Genomic DNA, 21,536 nt, shown 5'->3' on the forward strand with positions numbered 1-21,536 from the left:
ACTAGTTTTTATCCTCTTTATTTGAGCTATCCGTTGAATCAACCAGTACATGATCAAAAATTTGACGGGCAATTGGACCGCCGACACCAGAGCCACCCCCCGCATTTTCAAGTACCATGGCAACGATGATTTTTGGATCTTTTAATGGAGCAAAGCCCATCAATAATGCGTGATCGCGAAGGTGTTCTGCGACTTCACTCGCGTTATATTTCTCACCTTCTTTCAGACCATAAACCTGTGCTGTTCCTGATTTTACCGCTGCTTCATATTTAGCACCATAGAATGCACGACGAGCCGTACCACGAGATCCTGTTGCGACTAAGTGCATACCTTCTTCGGCTAATTCCCAATAAGAGTCTTTAACACCTTCAATCGAAGGAAACGTCTTAATTGGGCTAAGAACCGGTTTTTGAGTTGATTCAGTCTTATCTATCGTGGCTCGTAATAGATGAGGGGCTCTCACTTTTCCGTGTGAAACGAGAACGGATAGAGCTTTCGCTATCTGCATTGGTGTCGCGGTCCAATAGCCCTGTCCAATACCGACGGGAATGGTGTCACCTTGATACCAAGGAGTGCGATGGCGTGACATTTTCCAATCGCGGGTTGGCATGTTTGCGCTGCTTTCTTCGTGCAGATCAATACCGGTATATTCACCAAACCCAAATTTATTCATCCAAGTCGATAAACGATCAATGCCTAAATCGAAAGCCACTTGATAGAAGAAAGTATCGACAGACTCTTCCAATGCTTTTTTGACATCGACAACACCATGGCCCCAACGACTCCAATCACGGTAACCTTTATGGCTTCGTGCATGCGGAATATACCAAATACCAGGGTCATTTCGAGTGGTATTAGGCGTGATGACTCCTTCCGTTAATGCTGAGACGGCAATAAAGGGTTTTACGGTAGAGGCAGGAGGGTAGATCCCTAGTGTTGCTCGGTTCACTAATGGACGGTTTGGATCATTCAATAATTTACTATAGGCTTTGCCGCTGATCCCGTGTACAAACGCATTCGGATCGTAGCTAGGGCTCGACACCATGGCTAGTACGCCATTATCTTCAGGGTCGAGGATAATGATTGAACCACGACGATGGTCCATTAACTTAAACGCGTATTGTTGTAGGTTGATGTCTAAATTGAGAACAATGTCTTTACCTGGTACAGGCGGGACATATTTTAAAGTACGAATGACTCGGCCTCGGCTATTCACCTCAACCTCTTGGTAGCCTGAAGTGCCGTGTAAAACATCTTCATAATAGCGTTCAATACCTAGCTTGCCGATATCTCGGGTCGCTTGATAATTGGACACTTTATCTTCTTCAGTTAAGCGTAATATATCTCTATCATTAATTCTCGAGACGTAACCTAATACGTGGGTTAATACCGAGCCATAAGGGTAGTAACGCTTTAACGCTGCTGTGATTTCAACACCTGGGAATTTGTATTGATTAACCGAAAACTTGGCCACTTGCTCATTGGTTAATTGGGTGAGCAAAGGGACAGGTTTATAGTGTCTAATATGTAAACGTTCTTTTTGAAAAGCGGCAATTTGCTCATCGGTAATTGGCAATATTTGACGTAGTGACTCGATGGTCTTTGCGACGTCAGGCACTTTCTCGGGAGTGATTTCTAAGCTGTAAACTGGGCGATTTGAGGCTAATAATTTCCCATTACGATCATAAATAAGACCACGATTAGGTGCGATAGGAACCACCTTTATTCGGTTGTCATTTGAGCGTGTTTTGTAGTCTTGGTATTGATCAACCTGAATGTAATAAAGGTTGGCCAGCAAAATGCCAACCAACATAATGATACCCATAAACGCAACGATAGAGCGTCGCGCAAACAATTTAGCTTCGGCAGTGTAATCGCGTATTTGGCTACGTTTACGTCTCATTCTTTATTATTCTCGGTGGTACGGGTGATTAGCGGTAACGCTCCAGGCTCGGTATAGGCTTTCAGCCATAATGACCCGAACCATTGGATGTGGCAAAGTAAGTGGTGATAAGGACCAACTTTGGTCAGCCGCCGCTTTACAAGCTGGCGCGAGACCTTCAGGGCCACCAATTAGAATAGACACATCGCGCCCATCTAATTTCCAAGCATCTAATTGAGAAGCCAGTTGGCTTGTATCCCAGCGTTTACCTGGAATATCCAATGTTATAATGCGATTACCTTTAGGTACAGCCGCCAGCATAGCTTCGCCTTCTTTTTGCAAAATCCTTGCAATGTCGGCATTTTTTCCACGTTTTCCGGCGGTAATTTCGACTAAATCGAATGGCATATCACTTGGAAAGCGGCGCTGATATTCGTAAAAACCATCTTCGACCCATTTCGGCATCTTGGTTCCAACAGCAATAAGTTGAATTTTCACCTAATACTCCCGTTACAGATAAGGCGTATTTAAAATTAATAAGAGGTGACTATCCCCAAAGTTTTTCTAATTGGTATAGGTCACGATGTGCTTCTTGCATGATATGAACCATGACAGAACCCATATCGACCACCACCCATTCACCTTCTTGTTCACCATCAATGCCTAAAGGGTCAATGCCTGCGATTTTTGCTTCTTTGGCTACATTATCAGCAATAGAGGCTACGTGACGCTTAGATGTACCCGTACATACGATCATGTAGTCGGTAACACTAGATTTGCCTTGAACATTAAGGGTAATGATGTTTTCAGCTTTCATATCATCTGCTTTATCAGCAAGAAAATCTTTTAACTCGTTTAGTTGCAAAGTATTGCCTCATTAATATCGTTTTTTGGTATTTCTTAATGGTAAGGGGAAATACCGGGTTTGGAAAGAAACCACTAAGTGAGAGATCTACACTCGGTCGTTAAATAGGTTGCTCTAGGCGAGATAGTTGGGTCGTTGGTTGACATAACTCGATAGACAGCTGGCTTAGCTTTGGCCATGGGTCTTGATCAAAGGTGGTTTTGACCGATAACTCTAATTGGCATAGAAGGTGAACTTGCCTTTGTAGAAACGTCAAGTTTAATCGCTGTAATGCTGACGTGTATAAAGGTCGCTTGTTTTGCCAGATTCGGTGTTGGTCAAAAATTTTGCCAAGTCCAGAACCATGATCAAAAGATTGTCTCATTTCAATTAATAAGAAGAGTTCTTTTTGAATGGTTCTAAGGATAATGATCGCTTCCTGACCTTCCGCTTGTAGTTGACGCAAGATACGTTGAGCGCGCTTAGCTTGTCCTGCCAGCAGCGCATCGGTCCATTGAAATGGCGTAAAATGGTTATGTCGGCTAAGTGCGGATTCTACTCTTGGCATCGTCAATTTTCCATCTGGATACAAGAGAGCTAATTTTTCTAGGCTTTGAGCAAGAGCAAGTAAATTGCCTTCATGCCATTGAGCGAGCATTTGAATCGCTTCAGCGTCAGGCGTTAATTTTAATTTTCGACACCGTTGCTGCACAAATTGTGGCAGTTGACGTAATTCTGGGCTGTTGCAACTGACAAGTAAGCCATGTTGATGTAGCGCTTTAAACCATTTGGTATTTTCTTGAGCGCGAGAAAGTTTGTTTCCCACAATCACAAGTAAAATATCTGGATTTAACATTCCAACTAGATTGATTAACTCTTTTGCTCCCGCAGCGGTGACGCCTGATTCAGGAATTTCGAGTTCTATGATTTGCTGATTAGAAAATAGACTAAGCGCTTGGCAACAATCAAAAATAAGATTCCAATCTAGTTGCTTGTCCAAGGTAAATCGCTGTTTATCTAAAAAGCCTTTATCTTTAGCATGTTGGTAGAGCAGATCTTTGCTCTCTTGTAGCAGCAAAGGCTCGTTACCCATTAATAAATAAATAGGAAACGATTTACGCTCTAGATTTTCAGCGAGTTTATCAGCAAATATACGCATTGTTTTTATGGCGTCTCTGGCTGAGAGTCATCAATTACGACATCGTTACTGTCATCAGAAGCTTCACTGGTTGATATGGTTTGTTGAACACCTTCATCAATAGTGACGGTTTGTGATTGTTGAGTATCATCATTAGTGCTTGTCGGGAAGTCTTGTAATTCATCGCTTCCTGCTGGAGTAACGATTAATTGAGCTTTTAAACGCGCCATTTGACGGACAATTTGTTCTGCTGCTTGTTCGCGCATTTCTTTTAAGGTCATGTCTCGTTCTACCGATTTCGCTAATGCGGCTAACGGGTTGTCGAGATAACTTCGAGTCACATTTACGTTGAATGTTTTTTTATCGTATCCAGGGACTGAAACTTGGTAAGACACTCGATAAGATAATTCATATTCAGCAGCCCGTGAGTTTTGATACAAGGATAATGTGCGGCCATTATCACTAGTGTCATTATCACTTTCATTGATTAGGTGTAAATTTGGAACACCTGAGCCTGGTGAGACAACGTCAACACCATTTAATCGTAATTGATTTTTCACATTACGAGTGATTTGGTTGTATGAATCAAAGCTAGTGACAGAAATGGTCGATACTTCATCCGGCAAAAGATAGTTGCCTCTAAAATGGAAACCACAGGCTGTGGTCATCATTGCTAGGCCTATAATGGCGAGAAGACGAACATGAGTACGAGAAAACAAATGTGCCACTACGGAATACCTCTAGTCGATATAGTTTTATAGCCTTTCATACTTGAAGTCGCAGTTTTGTTGACGGCGTTCGTTCAATGGTCGCCTTGCTGCAACTTCAATTACTTTGGATATATACGGTGCTTATCTTATAAATTCTTTTGCTAAAAACCTATAAGATAAGCGTAAATGAACGAGATGCTCATTTACGCTTGATTATCATTTTAAACTTTAATGATTACGCTAAAATTAGTTAGCGACGATATTCAGTAGTTTACCGGGTACATAAATTACTTTACGAATGGTTAAACCATCAGTGAACTTAATGACATGCTCGTCATTTAAGCCCATCGTTTCAATATCATCTTTACTGATGTCAGCAGGGACGGTCAGTTTTGCACGTAGTTTACCGTTTACTTGTACGATGATCAGCTTTTCATCTTCCACTAATGCTTTTTCATCAAAAGTCGGCCACTCACAACTATCGACATTCGATTCGCCCAAAGCGTTCCATAATTCATGACAAATATGTGGAGTGATAGGGTAAAGCATGCGAACAACAGCTTTGAGTGCTTCATCAAGAATGGCACGATCTTGCGCGTTATCTTGTGGGGCTTTACCGAGCTTGTTCATTAATTCCATGATCGCGGCAATCGCGGTGTTGAAAGTCTGACGACGGCCAACATCATCACTGACTTTCGCAATGGTTTTATGAACGTCACGGCGTAGCGCTTTTTGATCGCCAGTTAGAGCAGAAACATCTAACGCTTCTACGTCACCTTGTGATGTGTGTTCACCAACCAGTTTCCATACACGACGTAAGAAACGGTTCGCACCTTCAACGCCAGATTCTTGCCATTCCAGCGTCATATCAGCCGGAGAAGCAAACATCATAAACAGACGAACAGTATCTGCACCGTACTTATCAACCATTTCTTGCGGATCAATACCGTTGTTTTTCGACTTAGACATTTTGATCATGCCAGAGTGCTCAACGTTACGCCCTTGATTATCGACGGCTTTTTCAATGCGGCCTTTACCATCACGCTCAACGGTTACGTCAGTAGGTGCAACCCATTCTTTCGTGCCTTTTTCATTAGTGTGGTAGAAAGCATCGGCTAGTACCATACCTTGACAAAGCAGTTGCTTGAACGGCTCATCAGAAGTCACGTAACCTGCATCACGTAATAATTTATGGAAGAAGCGTGAGTACAATAGGTGCATACAAGCGTGCTCAATACCACCCACATATTGATCGACTGGTAACCAGTAATTCGCTTTTTCTGGGTCTAGAATATCGTCAGCTTGTGGAGAACAGTAACGTGCATAGTACCAAGAAGATTCCATGAAGGTATCGAAGGTATCGGTTTCACGTAGCGCATGCTCACCATTGAACGTCGTTTCAGCCCAAGCTTTATCAGCTTTAATTGGACTAGTGACGCCATCCATAACCACATCTTCAGGAAGAATCACTGGAAGTTGGTCTGCAGGCACTGGATGCACTTCACCATCATCCGTGGTGACCATTGGAATTGGTGCGCCCCAGTAACGTTGACGAGATACACCCCAATCACGCAGACGGAAGTTAACGGTTTTCTTGCCTTTCGCTTCAGATTCTAATTTGGCAGCAATGGCATCAAACGCAGCTTGGAAATCAAGTCCATCGAATTCGCCTGAATTAAATAGCTTACCTTTTTCTGTGTAGGCGGCTTCAGAAACGTCAGGTTGGTTACCGTCTTCATCAAGAATAACGGCTTCAATATTTAGACCGTATTTGGTAGCGAATTCGAAGTCACGTTGATCGTGAGCAGGAACCGCCATTACTGCACCTGTGCCGTAATCCATTAATACGAAGTTAGCCACATACACCGGTACTTCTTTGCCGTTTAATGGGTGAATCGCAGTCAGGCCAGTATCCATGCCTTTCTTTTCCATAGTGGCTAATTCTGCTTCAGCAACTTTGGTGTTTTTACACTCTTCACAGAAAGCTGCAAGCTCTGGGTTATTTTTTGCAGCAATTGTCGCAAGAGGGTGGCCGGCTGCGATGCCAACATAAGTTACACCCATCAGCGTGTCAGGACGTGTGGTATAAACTTCAAGATCAGTTTGACCGTTTACTTTGAAAGTGAGCTCAACACCTTCAGAGCGACCAATCCAGTTGCGCTGCATGGTTTTTACCATTTCAGGCCAACCGTCTAGGTTATCAAGATCATCCAATAACTCTTGTGCGTACTCAGTAATTTTAATAAACCACTGTGGAATTTCTTTTTGTTCTACTGGTGTGTCACAACGCCAGCAGCAACCGTCTTCTACTTGCTCGTTGGCAAGTACGGTCATATCATTAGGGCACCAGTTTACGGAAGAGGTCTTTTTATAAACCAAGCCTTTTTCATACAATTTAGTGAAAAACTCTTGTTCCCAACGGTAGTATTCTGGCGTACAAGTGGCAAATTCACGTTTCCAATCATAACCAAAGCCTAATAGTTTAAGTTGGTTTTTCATGTATTCGATATTTTCGTAAGTCCAAGGCGCTGGTGCGGTTTTATTTTTTACCGCGGCATTTTCAGCAGGTAGACCAAACGCATCCCAACCAATAGGTTGCATGACGTTTTTACCTTGTAGACGTTGATAACGAGAAACCACATCACCGATAGTGTAATTACGAACGTGCCCCATGTGCAGTCGGCCACTTGGGTATGGGAACATAGACAAACAGTAGAATTTCTCTTTGTTTGGATCTTCTGTTACTTCAAACGTTTTGTTGTCATCCCAGTGTTGTTGAACCTTTGGCTCAATATCTTGAGGGGTATATTGTTCTGCTAATTTCACTTTATGCTCTTGCATCGATGATATCCGGTTATCGTAGATTTGTGAGATCGGTTAAATCCGATAATACTTGATCAGCATAGAATACCTTAAAGGGGTTGCGCACAACAATAGGCAATGTGACCCTGTATACTCAAGTAACTTCAAGATAGGAGTTTCAGCAAGAATACAACAAGCTCTAGGCAAGGCAAATTGAATATCTTTATAGTCTATCTCTGTTCAATTTAACGCCGCATAAAGCTTGTTTTAACTTGCCGTTCTGGTGCTTCATCCAAGCCTTTATGCTGTGTTAGCTTGGTTTGAAAGGTACTTACATTCTTACGCCAATCATCTTTGTCTAAAGGTTTGGATGATAGCTCTGAATTTTGCATCTTGAAGTTACTTGGGTATAACTAACGAGTTGTAAGGAGAATCAAATATGACAAAGCGCAATCAAGATTATAAAAAAGTACTCGATCAGATTATAGAAAGTATAAAACATACGCCGGAGGAGCTCGATAAAGCACTGGATACACCTAAAAAAATGTGGGAAGCCACCAAAGATATGACGAAAGATGAGTACGCGCTGATTTCTCGTTATGTGAAGTCGGATTTAAAGGAGTTCTCTGAAAACTATAAAAGAGATAAAGAAGCGATTGCCAATGATCCATTTAGAGATGTGATTGCAGAATCTATTTGGCAGAAGTTGTTAGACATTACCGATAGAACCCAAATTGAATGGATGGAAGTGTTTCAAGATATTGAGCATAAAGGCCTCTATGAGGTTGGAGATGTGATTGGGCTTGGCGCTTTAGTGTGTGAAAAGTGTGGTCATAGGCAAGAATATAGTCACCCTTGTGAAATAACACCTTGCGTTCAATGTGGAAATGATGCTTTCACTCGCGTGCCTTTAAAGCCTTAAACTTATCATTGAGATACTTTTCATGCGATAAATCAATAAAACCACGTTGAGGCACCTAAATTCAGCGCTACAAGCTTAAAAATTGATAGAGATTAATATTTGTTGCAATGCCTTTTGGTAATTTCTTGCCATCAAAATTACTAAAAATTTGAAATGTTCGATGAACAATTCCTAAAAAAAGGCAAACATCTATGTTAGAACTATTAGTCGGTCTTGTTGTGACCATTGCTGTAGGCTATTTTATTGTAAAGGGTTACAAGCCTACCGGAGTATTATTAACTGCGGGTACGGTGCTACTGTTATTAGCAGCGCCTCTTGGCCATTCAGTGTTACCTGCGGGAGTAGAATCAACCGGTAACTTTTTTACTGATGCATTATTTTTCTTGAAAAACACCTTACAAAAGTACAACGGTGGCTTAGGTTTACAAATTATGTTGTTGTGTGGTTTTGCGTCTTACATGACTCATATCGGTGCCAACAACATTGTTGTGAAGCAATTTTCTAAACCATTATCTTTTATTAAGTCGCCTTACGTTCTTTTGGTGGCGGCTTACATCGTTGCCTGTTTGATGTCTTTAGCGGTAAGTTCAGCGACTGGACTTGGTGTATTGTTAATGGCGACATTATTCCCAATGATGACTGCAATGGGGATCTCTCGTCCTGCGGCAGTCGCGGTATGTGCCTCTCCAGCGGCAATTATCTTGTCTCCAACTTCTGGTGATGTGGTTATCGCGGCACAAAAATCTGGTATTCCTCTACACGTTTTTGCGGTTGAAACGGTACTTCCTGTTTCTATTTCAGCAATCATCGTGATGGCCGTTGCTGCTTTTTTCTGGAACAAATACCTAGATAAGAAAGACAATACGCCAATGGAAAAAGTCGATATCTCCCATATTGATACTAGCGCACCGGCTTATTATTCGATTCTGCCATTCTTGCCAATTGTTGGGGTGTTCTTATTTAATGGCGAAACCATCCCAGGTATGACGTTAGATATTTATACTATCGTGGTGCTTTCTATCTTTATTGGCGCCGTGGTTCATTATGTATCTAATCGTTTTGATGGTAAGAAAGCGGTAGAAGATTTAGAAGTCTGCTATCAAGGTATGGCCGATGCGTTTAAAGGCGTGGTAATGCTATTAGTTGGTGCGGGTTTGTTTGCTCAAGGCTTAATGTCGGTAGGTGCGATTGATACGCTATTAGGCCTTGCCGATAACGCAGGCGCTGGTGCTGTGGCATTGATGTTACTTCTTACCGCTATTACGGTTGCCGCTTCAATCGCAACTGGTTCAGGTAATGCCTCTTTCTATGCGTTTGTTGAATTAGCGCCGTCACTTGCCGCAAAAATGGGTATCAACCCAGCGTTCTTGATTATTCCAATGCTACAAGCTTCAAATTTAGGTCGTACAATTTCACCGGTTTCGGGAGTTATTGTGGCGACTTCAGGTATGGGGCAAGTCAGCCCATTTGATGTGGTGAAACGTACGTTTGTACCTGTGATTTGTGGCCTTGCAACCGTGATTATTGGCACCGTTTTCTTAGTGCCAATGATGGCTTAATTTTTCATGAAGTAATCGTAAAGCTCACCAGTGACGGTGGGCTTTTATTTTTTTAGGAGTCTATTATGCCTCAAAAGTTTGATTTACCGACTTACATTAAACAACTCGAAACCTTAGTGAATGTAGATTGCGGTACTCGTACTCCTCAAGGTGTCGCTAAAATTGCCGATATTCTTACTCCAATGTTTGAACAAATTGGTTTCACAGTGACACGTCATCAGATAAGTGATGAAGCAGGTCCATGTTTAGAAATAACCAACAAGCCGGATGCTGAGCAATACGATGTGATGTTAAGTGGCCACATGGATACGGTTTTCCCTGAAGGAACGGTAGCGAAAAGACCGTTAACGTTTGATGATGAGAAAATTTATGGTCCGGGTACGTCAGATATGAAATCTGGCATTTTGAGTGCTTGGTATGCATTGCAACAACTTAGCGATGAAGAAAAAGATAAGCTAGCCATATTAGTGGCGTTAAATTGCGACGAAGAAATAGGCTCAATGTATTCTCGTCCATGGATTGAAGCGATGGCGAAAAAGAGCAAGCGTGTTTTAGTGTGCGAAGCTTCTCGTGTTAGCGGGAATTTAATTCGTTCACGCAAAGGTAATGCCAAATATGAATTAGTGTTCAAAGGCGTTGCCTCTCACGCAGGTTCGGCATTACAAGAAGGTGTGTCCGCGATTTATGAATTAAGTCACTGGTCGCTTGCGATAAAGGATCTGGTAAACCTTGAAACTGGCACCACGATGAATGTAGGGATTATCGAAGGTGGCCTTGCGGTGAACGTCGTGCCTGATTACGCTAAAGCGACGGTCGACCTTCGTTTCTGGAATAATGAAGAAGCAGAAGCGATTGATACTAAGTTACGAGAAATGGCGAAAACACCGTTTGAAAAAGGCGCAAGTGTTGAAGTCAATCGCTTAGCCTTTAAACCCTCGATGCAGCCAACTGATGATACCGAAGAGATGATTAAGCTCGTCAGTAAAAAAGCGGATGAACTCGGTATTCAATATGGTTGGGAAGATGCGGGTGGCGGCTCAGATGGTAACTTTACTGCCAATGTTGGTACGCCAACCCTAGATGGATTTGGTCCAATGGGCGCAGGCTTTCATTCTGATAAAGAATACTTATTAATTGACTCGATTAAGCCACGTATTGACTTATTGACACAGGTTTTGAAAAGCTTTTAAAGTTCAAAATTCGGTTAAATATTATAGATATGGACGTATTTGCGTCCATTTTTTGTTTAAAATTAATAACGTGCAATAGACGAGCGAGTTGAATAATGGTAAGTATGTGCCCCCATTTTTAAGTTGAGTTATACATGGACTTCATTAAATCTTTACTAACGGTTTTCTTTCCTATCGTTGCCACATTTGTTTGTGGAATTATATTACTGACTCTATCTCGAATTAGTTTATGTTTGTGGCAACGTGAAAGGGTACGAAACGCACGGGGTGTCCGTCCCATATTGGTATCTGGATTACGCATGGATGTGGTTACTATGTGTTATTTATTGATCTTACCAAGCTTACTGACGAGTCTATTTACCGGTATTGAACCGATTAATGACATATGGCTTATTTTCTTGCGTGTCTGGATTGTCGCAGGCTTATGGTTGTTAGTGTATATGGAAATAGCAACCCCAACTTTTATTAATGAATATGACGTACGTCCAAACCGTTTCTTTGTTGAATATCTTATTTATCCTAAAGAAGTGATGAGTATGCTATGGACTGGTTACAAGGTAGAGTTGTTCTTAGGCGGCGTAATTTCAATTTTTACCGTATATGTAGGTTGGGTATTTAGTGGTTTGGTTGTATCCAACTTACCATCGTTAGAATGGTATTGGCGTGTACCTTTTGGGCTTCTTACGGTCGCGTTATGTGTTTTAGGCGCCCGATCAAGTTTTGGTCATCGAGGTATTAATCCTTCTATGATTGCATTTTCGAATGATAATTTGATGAATGATTTGGCACTCAATTCAACTTATTCTGTCATTTATGCGATGAAGCTGATGCGAAAAGAACAGGATTCAGCGAAATTTTATCCGAAGATGAGCCAAGAAAAAGTCATTGAATTGATACAAGACTCTACTCATGTCTCAACAGGTGCTTATACCCATCCCAAACTACCGACACTCATACGCCGACCAGCGAGTTATAAAGGAAAACCTAAAAACTTGGTTATTCTATTACAAGAAAGTTTAGGGTCGCGATTTGTTGGTGGGCTTGGAGGGCTACCGCTTACTCCAAATCTTGATGCTATCTTGGAAGAAAGTTGGTATTTCACGCGTATGTATGCGACAGGTACTCGTTCTATCCGAGGAATTGAAGCTGTTACTAGTGGTTTTTCTCCTACTCCAGCAAACGCGATTGTGAAGCTACCAAAAGGTCAACAAAACTTTTATACCATCGCGCAGACCTTGTCTTATCACGGGTACCATACTCAGTTTATCTATGGCGGAGAAAGCCATTTTGATAACATGAAAGGCTACTGTTTAGGGAATGGATTTTGTGACATTCAAGATCTTCCAACTTTTATTAATCCTCAATTCGTAGGTTCTTGGGGAGTTTGTGATGAAGATCTTTATGATAAAACACATCAACAACTGACAGAGCGTCACGCAACTGGCCAGCCGTTTTTTAGTTTTGTATTCACGACGACCAACCATTCACCTTTTGAGTACCCAGAAGGTAAAATTGAACCGTATAATTCTCCTGCGGCAACTCGTGAAAATACGGTGAAATATTCAGACTTTGCCTTTGGTGAGTTTATCAAAAAGGCTAAAGCTTCAGATTATTGGGATGAGACGGTATTTATCGTAGTCGCAGACCATGATTCCCGAGTTTATGGCGATCAGGCTATTCCGGTTAATTATTTTAATATTCCAGCCATTATTTTCGGTGGTGGTATTGAACCGAAAAAAGATGACCGTATTGCGAGCCAGATAGATATTCCACCGACATTATTATCTCTAATTGGCATTGATAATTATGGCCCGATGATAGGTCATGATATGACGCAAGATATACCAAACGAAAAATTGCGTGCGATTATGCAATATCACAATACTTTTGGTTGGATGAATAACGATAATCAAGCGGTAATATTTCAGGCGGATAAACCAATAGAAACCTATCAGTATGATAATCAAACACATAAACTGCACTCAGTTGAGTTACCTCAAAAGATGATTGATACTGCCAATGCTAATGCTTTGTGGGGGAGCCTAGCTTACAAGCAAGATTATTATCATTGGGGTGAAGTTAAAGCTATGTTGGACTCGTAAGAAGACATTACTGCACAGTATTACTCCAATAAAAAAGCCGCGTAAGTCATGACTTACGCGGCTTTTTGTTTCAATCAAGTAGATGGTTATTCTTTTGAGCGTTTCTGTCTAACTTTTTCTCTTTTGAAACCAAACACTGAATAGGCCTAGTGCACACCACACATATAATAACCAAGACCCTAAATGTGTATAAGGCGTATTACCCGATGTCGATGTCACTTCGGCTTTTAACACTTCTGTCTGGAATTGCGGTACTTGTTTCGTGATGCGACCTTTATAATCGGTTACAGCAGTGACGCCGTTATTGGTTGCACGGATGAGTGGTTTACCCAGCTCTAAGGCGCGCATACGAGCAATTTCCATGTGTTGGAGTGGTCCAATAGAATGACCAAACCATGCATCATTAGAAAGCGTTAATATGAAATTCGTATCTGGCGTGACATTTTGGCGAACTTGTTCACTAAAAATAATCTCATAACACAACGCCGCTAGTAGGTGACGCCCATTTGCGACTAAGTTAGGTTGAATGAACTCTCCACGTTGGAATGATGACATTGGCAAATTGAAAAGCGGTGCAATAGGGCGCAACAAGTCACCAAATGGCACAAACTCACCAAACGGCAACAAATGATGCTTGCTATAGCGTTTAGCCGTATCGTAATCATATGGACCTTGACCATTTTGACCTAAAGTGAGCACATTGTTATAAAAACGTCCCATATCATCTTGAGATAATACACCGGTAATTAAGGCGCTATTATTGGCTTTCGCTGCGGTATCTAAGTTATGTAAAAAGGCCGGCAAGTCAGATTCCAGTGCCGGAATTGCCGCTTCAGGCCAAATAATAATATCGGTTCCCCAATTATCTCGGCTGATATCGGTGTATTTCATTAAGGTCGGCCAGCGATGGCTCGGCACCCACTTCATTTTTTGATCGATATTGCCTTGGATAAGTGCAAATGAGGTTTTAGTCGAGGGATCTGGTGTTACCCATGAAACTTGGTTTAGAGCAAAACCACCCGCGAAGATCATGATGGGAATAGACAGATATTGCCACTTTCTTGCCAGTGAGGCCAAGGCCAAACTTCCCGCGATTAGCCATAACATCAGAGTGATGGCTTCCACACCTGAAATTGGTGCATAAGCATTGAGTGGGCTATCAATTTGACTATATCCCAACCATAACCAAGGAAACCCAGTCATAACCCAACCACGTAGCCAATCGGTAACGAGCCAAATAATAGGGGCCGCAATTACTAGGCGCTGGGCATTAGTTTTAGGAAAGAAGCGATTAAGCAAAGTACCAAACAGGGCAGGGTAGAGCGCTAAATAGCTGACCAGTAAACTCATTAAAGTGACACTGGCCACTTTTGGCATTCCACCAAAAGTATCAATGCTCACGTGTACCCAGTTTATGCCCGTTCCAAATTGACCTAAACCCCAAGCAAATGCGATCCAAAAGCCTGCTTTGGTCGACTGATTATTGAGAAGGAGTAATAGAATGAAAGGGCTTAATATAGCGACTGGCCAGTAAGAAAATGGCGCAAAGGCAAGAGTTGTTATCGCGCCAACAAAAGCGGCCAATAAAGGCCGCCCTATGCGCTGAATCCAAATTGTTTTCATAGGTTAATTAGGGTTCACTGCTAGTAAATTATACCAAAACGCTAACTATTACGATTAGACGTATCGCTGTTTTCAGGTTCGATGTTGGTTTCTGAGTTTGTTGGGATCGTGACTTGTAGCTGAACGACTTTTCGATTATCCGCAGCGGTCACTTTGAAGGTATATCCATCTAATTCGACCATTTCACCACGTTCGGGTAAATGACCAAATGTTAAAGTGACAAGGCCACCAATAGTATCTACTTCTTCATCACTAAAATTGGTGTTGAAGGCATCGTTAAAGTCATCAATATCCGTTAAAGCACGAACTGAAAAAGTGTGCTTACTCAGTTGGCGAATATCAGCCGCTTCTTCATCATCGAATTCATCTTCGATTTCACCGACGATTTCTTCTAAAATATCTTCGATAGTGACTAGGCCTGAAACGCCACCAAACTCATCGACAACGATAGCCATATGGTAGCGTTCTTCACGAAATTCTTTTAATAAACGATCAACCCGCTTACTTTCCGGGACAACAACAGCAGGGCGTACCACTTCACTGAGTATGAATTCAGTACTGTCCGACACTAAGTAACGTAATAAATCTTTAGCAAGTAAAATGCCTTCGATATGGTCTTTATCTTCGTTAATCACAGGGTAGCGCGAGTGAGTGGCTTCAATGATTAATGTCGCTAAAGAATCTAGGTCATAGTCACGGTTGATAGTGACCATTTGCGAGCGTGGGATCATAATATCACGCACTCGCATTTCCGATATTTCCATCACTCCTTCAAGCATATCTCGTGTATCAGGATCGATAAGATCGTTTTCTTCTGAATCACGAAATACTTCGACTAGCTCTTGGCGATCTTTCGGATCACCTTGAAATAGATGCGCTAGGCGTTCGAAGAAGGATTTTCTACTGGGACCGTCAGATTTATCATTATTGCCTTCATTATGTGAAGGCGAGGTACTGTCGTTCATGTCTACTCTTTCGTTAACGCTACCAAAAGCGGGTAGCTCGCACATCAGGTCGCTTGTTAGATAAAGCGACTGTCATTATTCTTTTTCTGAAATGTATGGATCTTCAAATCCAAGTTTTTGCATGATTTCTGTTTCAATGCTTTCCATTTCATCGGCTTCATCATCGTCAATATGATCATAACCTAGCAGATGAAGACTACCGTGTACAACCATATGTGCCCAATGTGCTGACAGCGATTTATTTTGCTCTTTTGCTTCCGCTTCAACCACTTGCTTACAAATGATGAGATCACCAAGCAAGTCTATCTCGATACCAGGAGGTGCTTCAAAAGGGAATGATAGCACGTTAGTCGGCTTATCTTTACCTCTATAATCACGGTTCAATTGTTGGCTTTCTTCATTTTCAACAATACGAATTGTGATTTCCGCTTGAGGTTGAAACAAAGTAATGGTTGATTCTAACCATTGCTGTAATTGCACCTCAGTGGGAAGGTCTGTTGTATCTTCGACTGCAATTTGGAGGTCGAGTTCAATGGTCATAATTTGCCTTATTCCACATCTTGATTTTGGTGTTCAGATGGGCTGCTGTCTTGCTGAATATTTTGATTATGCTGAGGATTAGCGGCAGAAAATAATGCTGCTGCTTGAGCCTCACGTTGTTCTCTTTCTTCTCGGCGACGTTTTTCTATCGCTTTCTTTTCTTTTTGATCTTGTGCTTCCCACTTTTCATAGGCATTAACAATGCGAGCCACGACAGGGTGACGAACCACATCATCAGCTAGGAAGAAGTTAAAGCTAATATCTTCTACTTCGGATAGCACTTCAATAGCATGACGCAGGCCTGAACGAGCCCCACGAGGTAAATCGATTTGGGTTACGTCACCAGTGATGACTGCGCGCGAGTTAAAGCCGATACGGGTTAGGAACATTTTCATTTGTTCAACCGTGGTATTTTGGCTTTCATCAAGAATGATAAAGGCGTCATTTAACGTACGACCCCGCATATAAGCAAGTGGAGCCACCTCTATGACGTTACGTTCAATTAACTTTTCAACGCGCTCAAACCCAAGCATTTCAAATAAAGCGTCATAAAGTGGACGCAAATATGGGTCCACTTTCTGGCTTAAATCACCAGGCAAGAAACCGAGTTTTTCACCCGCTTCTACGGCTGGGCGAGTCAATAGAATGCGACGAATTTCTTGGCGCTCTAATGCATCAACAGCAGCGGCTACCGCAAGGTAGGTTTTACCTGTACCCGCGGGCCCAATACCAAAGGTAATATCATGGGTCACCATGTTGACTAAGTATTGGCCCTGATTGGGAGTGCGCGGTTTAATCACACCTTTTTTGGTTTTGATAAAGACTTCTTTTCCGTATTCCATTGGTTGTTCTTGATGTTGCTCAAGAATGCCAGATTCTTTTACCGCTAAATGAATTTGTTCTGGATCTAAATCGGGAATTTCTCCACGTACAGGCGCGGTATCAACATATAGATCTTTGATAATATCTAAGGCCGCAGCGGCAGTGTGAGGCTTACCTGTAATGGTAAAGAAATTGCTGCGGTGGTTAATTTCAACGCCCAAGCGACGTTCAAGGTGTTTGATATTGTCATCAAAAGGACCACATAGGCTAGACAGTCTGTGGTTATCGGAAGGTTCTAGGTTTACTTCAAGCGTTACGATTTTATTGCTCACGTTTTCCCTCGCAAAAAGCGGTTCGAGCCTTTTATATTAGCCAGACGAACCGCCTTATTTAACTTATCTTACTATTAAGATGGTGTTAGGGTGTGAAAGTAACAACCCCTAATTTATCTTCTTTACGTGTTTTTTTCATCATTTCAGCCGGAGATAGCGCTGAACGTAAGCCCATCTCAGCTTCCGTACGGACTAAAGTACCACGAAGCGAGTTAGGGTGAACTTCAGTAATATGAACGTCAACAAATTGACCAATTAAGTCTGCCGAACCTTCAAAGTTCACTACTCGGCTGTTCTCTGTACGGCCGCGTAATTCCATCAAGTTTCTTTTTGATGGACCTTCAACAAGGATACGTTGTTCTGTATTTAGCATTAAGCGAGAGTATCGCATAGCTTGCGCATTGATTTGTTGTTGAAGTTCATACAATCTTTCTTTCTTCTCAGATTCTGGTACATCGCATGGATAATCAGCTGCAGGTGTACCAGGGCGAGGTGAGAAGATGAAACTAAAGCTCATATCAAAATCGACATCTTTAATCAGTTTCATGGTGTCTTCGAAGTCTTTCTTGGACTCACCAGGGAAACCAACAATAAAGTCCGAGCTGATTTGAATATCAGGGCGAGCTTTACGTAGCTTACGGATGATAGATTTGTATTCTAGGCCAGTATGTGGGCGCTTCATCATTGTTAGAATACGGTCTGAACCACTTTGAACTGGCAGGTGCAAGAAGCTTACAAGTTCTGGTGTATCTTCGTAAACGGCAATGATGTCATCGCCAAACTCTAATGGATGACTTGTGGTGAAGCGAATGCGGTCAATACCATCAATTGAGGCAACTAAACGCAATAATTCAGCAAAGGTGCAGATCTCACCATCATGCATAGGGCCACGGTAAGCATTTACGTTTTGGCCAAGTAAGTTAACTTCACGAACACCTTGGTCAGCAAGCTGGGCGATTTCAAATAGTACATCATCCATAGGTCGGCTAACTTCTTCACCACGAGTATAAGGTACAACGCAGTAAGTACAGTATTTCGAGCAGCCTTCCATGATAGAAACGAAAGCCGTTACGCCATCAGCACGAGGTTCTGGCAGGCTATCGAATTTTTCAATTTCTGGGAATGAAATATCCATCACAGGCCCTGTTTTAGCTTGTGATTGCTTAATCATCTCCGGTAGGCGATGAAGGGTTTGTGGGCCAAAGATAACATCAACAAATGGCGCACGTTGACGAATATGGTCACCTTCTTGAGTCGCGACACAGCCACCCACACCAATGACAACCCCTTCTTTTTTATCTTTTAGTGTTTTCCAACGACCAAGCTGGTGGAACACTTTTTCTTGTGCTTTTTCACGAATCGAACATGTATTGAGTAATAATACATCTGCTTCCGCTGGATCTTCGGTTAATTCATATCCATTTGCGGCATTAAGGAGGTCGGCCATTTTCGATGAATCGTATTCGTTCATCTGACAGCCCCAAGTTTTAATTAGCAGTTTCTTACTCATTTCACATTCGCTCGTATTAAATCAATGTTGGGTTGAGCTTTTGCTCATCGTTTTGCTGTTTGGCCAATCTAAAATCAGGCACAACTCTAGCAAGCCGCGTATTGTACTGGTTTAAATCCAAGCTGACTAGAGCTTAGAGGACACAAAGCTTTGTTTGTATTATAGGCATAATTTTAGTGAGGGTTTGTTTAATATGAAACTTGAAGAATTTGAATAGCATGGCTGAAAAATATTGGTATTGCGGTAGAATGGCATTGATATTTTTTACTGGGGTTCAATATGTCCAAGTTTGATGTAGTCATCATTGGTGGCGGAATGGTTGGGGCGGCGTTAGCGATAGGTCTTGCGAAGCAAAAAAAATCAGTGGCATTAATTGAAGGTAAAGCGCCACTTGCATTTGATGCATCGCAACCTATGGATTTACGTGTATCGGCTATCTCAAAATCTTCCGTTGAACTTTTAACCCAACTGGGGGCTTGGCACTCGATTGAAGAAAAACGAGTAACTCCATATTTAGGGCTTGAAACATGGGAACATCCGGAATGTCGGACGTGTTTTCATGCCGATGATCTCAATCTCGATAAACTTGGTTATATGGTTGAAAACAGGCTGCTTCAATTAGGCTTATGGGAGCAATTTGACAGCTACCCAAACCTAATGGTGATGTGTCCAGATAGCTTAAATCATCTTGAGTTTGATGAGAATGCTACAAAAGTACATTTAGATTCAGGCCAATGTTTAGAAGCGCAATGGGTGGTTGGTGCTGATGGCGCAAATTCTAAAGTGCGTCAGCAAGCCAATATAGGGATCACCGCGTGGGATTACCGTCAGCGTTGTATGTTGATTAATGTTGCGATGCCAAGCTTAGCTGATGAACAAAAGCGAGATATTACTTGGCAATGGTTTACGCCTAACGGGCCTCGTTCGTTTTTACCGCTGGCGACCACTACAGATGGCACACACCAAGGCTCATTAGTCTGGTATGACAGCCCTAAACGCATTAAACAATTACAATCATTATCTTCAGCAGCATTACGGCAAGAAGTCTTAGAGCACTTCCCTAAAGAGTTAGGTGATATCACTGTATTGCAAGCGGGGTCTTTCCCATTAACTCGCCGTCATGCGCAAAAGTATTATGCGAATCGCTGTGTGTTGGTTGGTGATTCTGCTCATACGATTAATCCGTTAGCCGGGCAGGGCGTAAACTTAGGTTTTAAAGATGTTGCCGTTTTGCTTGATACTATTGCAGATAAAGGACTAGATACTGAGCAAGCTTTTGTGGATTATCAAAAACAAAGACGTACTGATAATCTATTGATGCAAACTGGAATGGACTTTTTTTATAAGACGTTTAGCAATGATATTCCACCACTAAAACTATTAAGAAACATGGCATTAAAAGCGGCAGAGCATTCGGGTGAAATTAAGAAACAAGTTTTGAAATACGCGTTAGGATTATAAACCAATAAGATACCGCTTAGTTTGCCACTAAGCGGTATCGCTAACTTTGATATTGTTTAAATAAACTTCACACATACAGGCGATGGCACTTCGTGTCGATAACCAGTATCTTCAAGCTCTCCGCTAGTTATATCTCTTCGATAAGTGGCTAAGTTATGGCTATTTTGATTCGCAGTCACAAGCCATTGCCCACAAGGTGAAATGGCAAAATCACGCGGAAAATCACCACCACAATCTATCGAATATTGATAAACGACGTCTCCTGAATCTTGGTTAAAAGCAAAACAAGCAATGAGATTCTGTCTTCTTCCCGTGACATAAATAAAACGCTGATCTGGTGAGAATTTTATCGCGCCAGCCGCTTGCCCATTGTGCGTGCTCGGGAAGGCTGGTTGGCTAGACAGTATCACCCACTTATCATTTGGCTTATGTAGTGTAATCAGTTGTTCTGATATTTCACACAGAATGACTCCAAACCGCTCTTGCCTATCAAATATCATATGACGAGGCCCGCTGTCTTTCGGCAGGATTAGTGACTCATGTTGATTGATAGAAAACTGATTCTGAGTTGAATTAAATGGAAAGAAGCGTACGCAATCACAGCCTAAATCGACGCTAACAAGAACCTTTGTTTTATCCAGTAACAAGGATTGATGGGCATGAGAGGCAAGGTTTTCAGCCAAGCGTAAAGATTGGTTATCAATCGTTTGTATATGTTGCACGATTTGATGATTGTCATCGGTTGAGAATATATCAATATGGCCTGAACCGTATTGAGCAGTAGTCACTAAGTGATGTTTGATATGATTTTCAACATAGCAAGGTTCGCTACCCGTTAAGCTTGATTCGCTTTTTAAGTGTATCTGATTTTTGTGCAGTGAGTATTGTTGAATAAGTGGCCCTTGGGGTTCAAAAACTTCAGAAATAACCGTGAGTAGCTTATGTTCTTCGCAAGAATCTATTGTTACGTCAAAATAAGAAGGGTGTGGTAAATCGATTTTTGATGGAGTGGTAACTAAGTGACCATCTGAGGTATTGAGTTGGGCAAAGTAAAGCCCTGTTGCTTCATCTCCAGCGGTATATCCGCTAATGATAAGAGGTAATGCTGTCATTCTTGTTTCCTAACACGGTATG

General features: G+C 41.9%; 18 protein-coding genes. 5 read left to right on the plus strand and 13 right to left on the minus strand.

Annotated features, from left to right (window positions below):
• Nucleotide 1: 1 nt before the first annotated feature.
• The 7 genes from mrdA to VRUMOI_RS19205 all read right to left on the minus strand — a co-directional run bounded on the left by mrdA (nucleotide 2) and on the right by VRUMOI_RS19205 (nucleotide 7,768).
• Nucleotides 2–1,903, minus strand: a complete 1,902-nt coding sequence (gene mrdA, locus VRUMOI_RS04110) for a penicillin-binding protein 2 (protein WP_089137481.1) — start codon at nucleotides 1,901–1,903, stop codon at nucleotides 2–4.
• Nucleotides 1,904–1,909: 6 nt separating this feature from the next.
• Entirely contained in the window at nucleotides 1,910–2,380 is a 471-nt protein-coding gene (gene rlmH, locus VRUMOI_RS04115; RefSeq protein ID WP_089137480.1) for a 23S rRNA (pseudouridine(1915)-N(3))-methyltransferase RlmH, read from the minus strand.
• Between the two features lie 49 nt (nucleotides 2,381–2,429).
• Nucleotides 2,430–2,747: a ribosome silencing factor gene (gene rsfS, locus VRUMOI_RS04120; RefSeq protein ID WP_089137479.1), complete on the minus strand. Its 318-nt coding sequence runs from the start codon at nucleotides 2,745–2,747 to the stop codon at nucleotides 2,430–2,432.
• Between the two features lie 100 nt (nucleotides 2,748–2,847).
• Nucleotides 2,848–3,885, minus strand: coding sequence for a DNA polymerase III subunit delta (gene holA, locus VRUMOI_RS04125; protein WP_089137478.1), 1,038 nt, complete (start codon nucleotides 3,883–3,885; stop codon nucleotides 2,848–2,850).
• 5 nt (nucleotides 3,886–3,890) lie between these two features.
• Nucleotides 3,891–4,592, minus strand: coding sequence for an LPS-assembly lipoprotein LptE (locus tag VRUMOI_RS04130; RefSeq protein WP_231897485.1), 702 nt, complete (start codon nucleotides 4,590–4,592; stop codon nucleotides 3,891–3,893).
• A gap of 228 nt (nucleotides 4,593–4,820) precedes the next feature.
• The gene (gene leuS / locus VRUMOI_RS04135) at nucleotides 4,821–7,415 is read right to left on the minus strand and encodes a leucine--tRNA ligase (protein WP_089137476.1); all 2,595 of its coding nucleotides are present in this window, start codon (nucleotides 7,413–7,415) and stop codon (nucleotides 4,821–4,823) included.
• A gap of 206 nt (nucleotides 7,416–7,621) precedes the next feature.
• Nucleotides 7,622–7,768 (minus strand): hypothetical protein, encoded by a 147-nt coding sequence (locus tag VRUMOI_RS19205; RefSeq protein ID WP_162598334.1) that lies wholly within the window; start codon nucleotides 7,766–7,768, stop codon nucleotides 7,622–7,624.
• A gap of 47 nt (nucleotides 7,769–7,815) precedes the next feature.
• Here VRUMOI_RS19205 and VRUMOI_RS04140 point away from each other — a divergent pair, with 47 nt between their 5' ends.
• The 4 genes from VRUMOI_RS04140 to VRUMOI_RS04155 all read left to right on the plus strand — a co-directional run bounded on the left by VRUMOI_RS04140 (nucleotide 7,816) and on the right by VRUMOI_RS04155 (nucleotide 13,149).
• Nucleotides 7,816–8,298 (plus strand): zinc ribbon-containing protein, encoded by a 483-nt coding sequence (locus VRUMOI_RS04140; RefSeq protein ID WP_089137475.1) that lies wholly within the window; start codon nucleotides 7,816–7,818, stop codon nucleotides 8,296–8,298.
• A 191-nt stretch (nucleotides 8,299–8,489) separates the two neighbouring features.
• On the plus strand, nucleotides 8,490–9,857 hold the full coding sequence (gene dcuC, locus VRUMOI_RS04145; RefSeq protein WP_089137474.1) for an anaerobic C4-dicarboxylate transporter DcuC: 1,368 nt from the start codon (nucleotides 8,490–8,492) through the stop codon (nucleotides 9,855–9,857).
• A gap of 65 nt (nucleotides 9,858–9,922) precedes the next feature.
• Complete coding sequence (locus tag VRUMOI_RS04150) at nucleotides 9,923–11,047, plus strand: M20 family metallopeptidase (RefSeq protein WP_089137473.1); 1,125 nt, start codon at nucleotides 9,923–9,925, stop codon at nucleotides 11,045–11,047.
• A gap of 134 nt (nucleotides 11,048–11,181) precedes the next feature.
• A complete protein-coding gene (locus VRUMOI_RS04155) occupies nucleotides 11,182–13,149 on the plus strand; it encodes an LTA synthase family protein (RefSeq protein ID WP_089137472.1) in 1,968 nt (655 codons plus the stop codon).
• Between the two features lie 108 nt (nucleotides 13,150–13,257).
• Here VRUMOI_RS04155 and lnt read toward each other — a convergent pair whose 3' ends face one another.
• The 5 genes from lnt to miaB form a co-directional block, all read right to left on the minus strand.
• Nucleotides 13,258–14,772, minus strand: coding sequence for an apolipoprotein N-acyltransferase (lnt, locus tag VRUMOI_RS04160; protein ID WP_089137471.1), 1,515 nt, complete (start codon nucleotides 14,770–14,772; stop codon nucleotides 13,258–13,260).
• 41 nt (nucleotides 14,773–14,813) lie between these two features.
• Nucleotides 14,814–15,737 (minus strand): CNNM family magnesium/cobalt transport protein CorC, encoded by a 924-nt coding sequence (gene corC / locus VRUMOI_RS04165; RefSeq protein WP_089137470.1) that lies wholly within the window; start codon nucleotides 15,735–15,737, stop codon nucleotides 14,814–14,816.
• A gap of 75 nt (nucleotides 15,738–15,812) precedes the next feature.
• Nucleotides 15,813–16,277, minus strand: coding sequence for an rRNA maturation RNase YbeY (ybeY, locus tag VRUMOI_RS04170; protein WP_089137469.1), 465 nt, complete (start codon nucleotides 16,275–16,277; stop codon nucleotides 15,813–15,815).
• An 8-nt stretch (nucleotides 16,278–16,285) separates the two neighbouring features.
• A complete protein-coding gene (locus VRUMOI_RS04175) occupies nucleotides 16,286–17,431 on the minus strand; it encodes a PhoH family protein (protein WP_089137468.1) in 1,146 nt (381 codons plus the stop codon).
• 85 nt (nucleotides 17,432–17,516) lie between these two features.
• Nucleotides 17,517–18,941 carry a tRNA (N6-isopentenyl adenosine(37)-C2)-methylthiotransferase MiaB gene (gene miaB / locus VRUMOI_RS04180; RefSeq protein WP_089137467.1) on the minus strand — a complete coding sequence of 475 codons (1,425 nt, stop codon included), beginning with the start codon at nucleotides 18,939–18,941 and terminating at the stop codon, nucleotides 17,517–17,519.
• 279 nt (nucleotides 18,942–19,220) lie between these two features.
• Between miaB and VRUMOI_RS04185 the strand changes: the two genes are divergently transcribed.
• Complete coding sequence (locus tag VRUMOI_RS04185; protein WP_089137466.1) at nucleotides 19,221–20,402, plus strand: 2-octaprenyl-3-methyl-6-methoxy-1,4-benzoquinol hydroxylase; 1,182 nt, start codon at nucleotides 19,221–19,223, stop codon at nucleotides 20,400–20,402.
• A gap of 56 nt (nucleotides 20,403–20,458) precedes the next feature.
• Here the strand turns inward: VRUMOI_RS04185 and VRUMOI_RS04190 are convergent, their stop codons facing one another.
• Nucleotides 20,459–21,514, minus strand: a complete 1,056-nt coding sequence (locus VRUMOI_RS04190) for a lactonase family protein (RefSeq protein ID WP_089137465.1) — start codon at nucleotides 21,512–21,514, stop codon at nucleotides 20,459–20,461.
• Nucleotides 21,515–21,536 lie beyond the last annotated feature (22 nt).

Source organism: Vibrio rumoiensis (assembly GCF_002218045.2).
Lineage (GTDB): Bacteria > Pseudomonadota > Gammaproteobacteria > Enterobacterales > Vibrionaceae > Vibrio > Vibrio rumoiensis.

Coding starts and splice junctions, on each gene's coding strand:
- mrdA (WP_089137481.1), bottom strand. CDS start 1,903: ATGAGACGTAAACGTAGCCAAATACGCGATTACACTGCCGAAGCTAAA.
- holA (WP_089137478.1), bottom strand. CDS start 3,885: ATGCGTATATTTGCTGATAAACTCGCTGAAAATCTAGAGCGTAAATCG.
- leuS (WP_089137476.1), bottom strand. CDS start 7,415: ATGCAAGAGCATAAAGTGAAATTAGCAGAACAATATACCCCTCAAGAT.
- VRUMOI_RS19205 (WP_162598334.1), bottom strand. CDS start 7,768: ATGCAAAATTCAGAGCTATCATCCAAACCTTTAGACAAAGATGATTGG.
- VRUMOI_RS04140 (WP_089137475.1), top strand. CDS start 7,816: ATGACAAAGCGCAATCAAGATTATAAAAAAGTACTCGATCAGATTATA.
- dcuC (WP_089137474.1), top strand. CDS start 8,490: ATGTTAGAACTATTAGTCGGTCTTGTTGTGACCATTGCTGTAGGCTAT.
- VRUMOI_RS04150 (WP_089137473.1), top strand. CDS start 9,923: ATGCCTCAAAAGTTTGATTTACCGACTTACATTAAACAACTCGAAACC.
- VRUMOI_RS04155 (WP_089137472.1), top strand. CDS start 11,182: ATGGACTTCATTAAATCTTTACTAACGGTTTTCTTTCCTATCGTTGCC.
- lnt (WP_089137471.1), bottom strand. CDS start 14,772: ATGAAAACAATTTGGATTCAGCGCATAGGGCGGCCTTTATTGGCCGCT.
- corC (WP_089137470.1), bottom strand. CDS start 15,737: ATGAACGACAGTACCTCGCCTTCACATAATGAAGGCAATAATGATAAA.
- ybeY (WP_089137469.1), bottom strand. CDS start 16,277: ATGACCATTGAACTCGACCTCCAAATTGCAGTCGAAGATACAACAGAC.
- miaB (WP_089137467.1), bottom strand. CDS start 18,941: ATGAGTAAGAAACTGCTAATTAAAACTTGGGGCTGTCAGATGAACGAA.
- VRUMOI_RS04185 (WP_089137466.1), top strand. CDS start 19,221: ATGTCCAAGTTTGATGTAGTCATCATTGGTGGCGGAATGGTTGGGGCG.
- VRUMOI_RS04190 (WP_089137465.1), bottom strand. CDS start 21,514: ATGACAGCATTACCTCTTATCATTAGCGGATATACCGCTGGAGATGAA.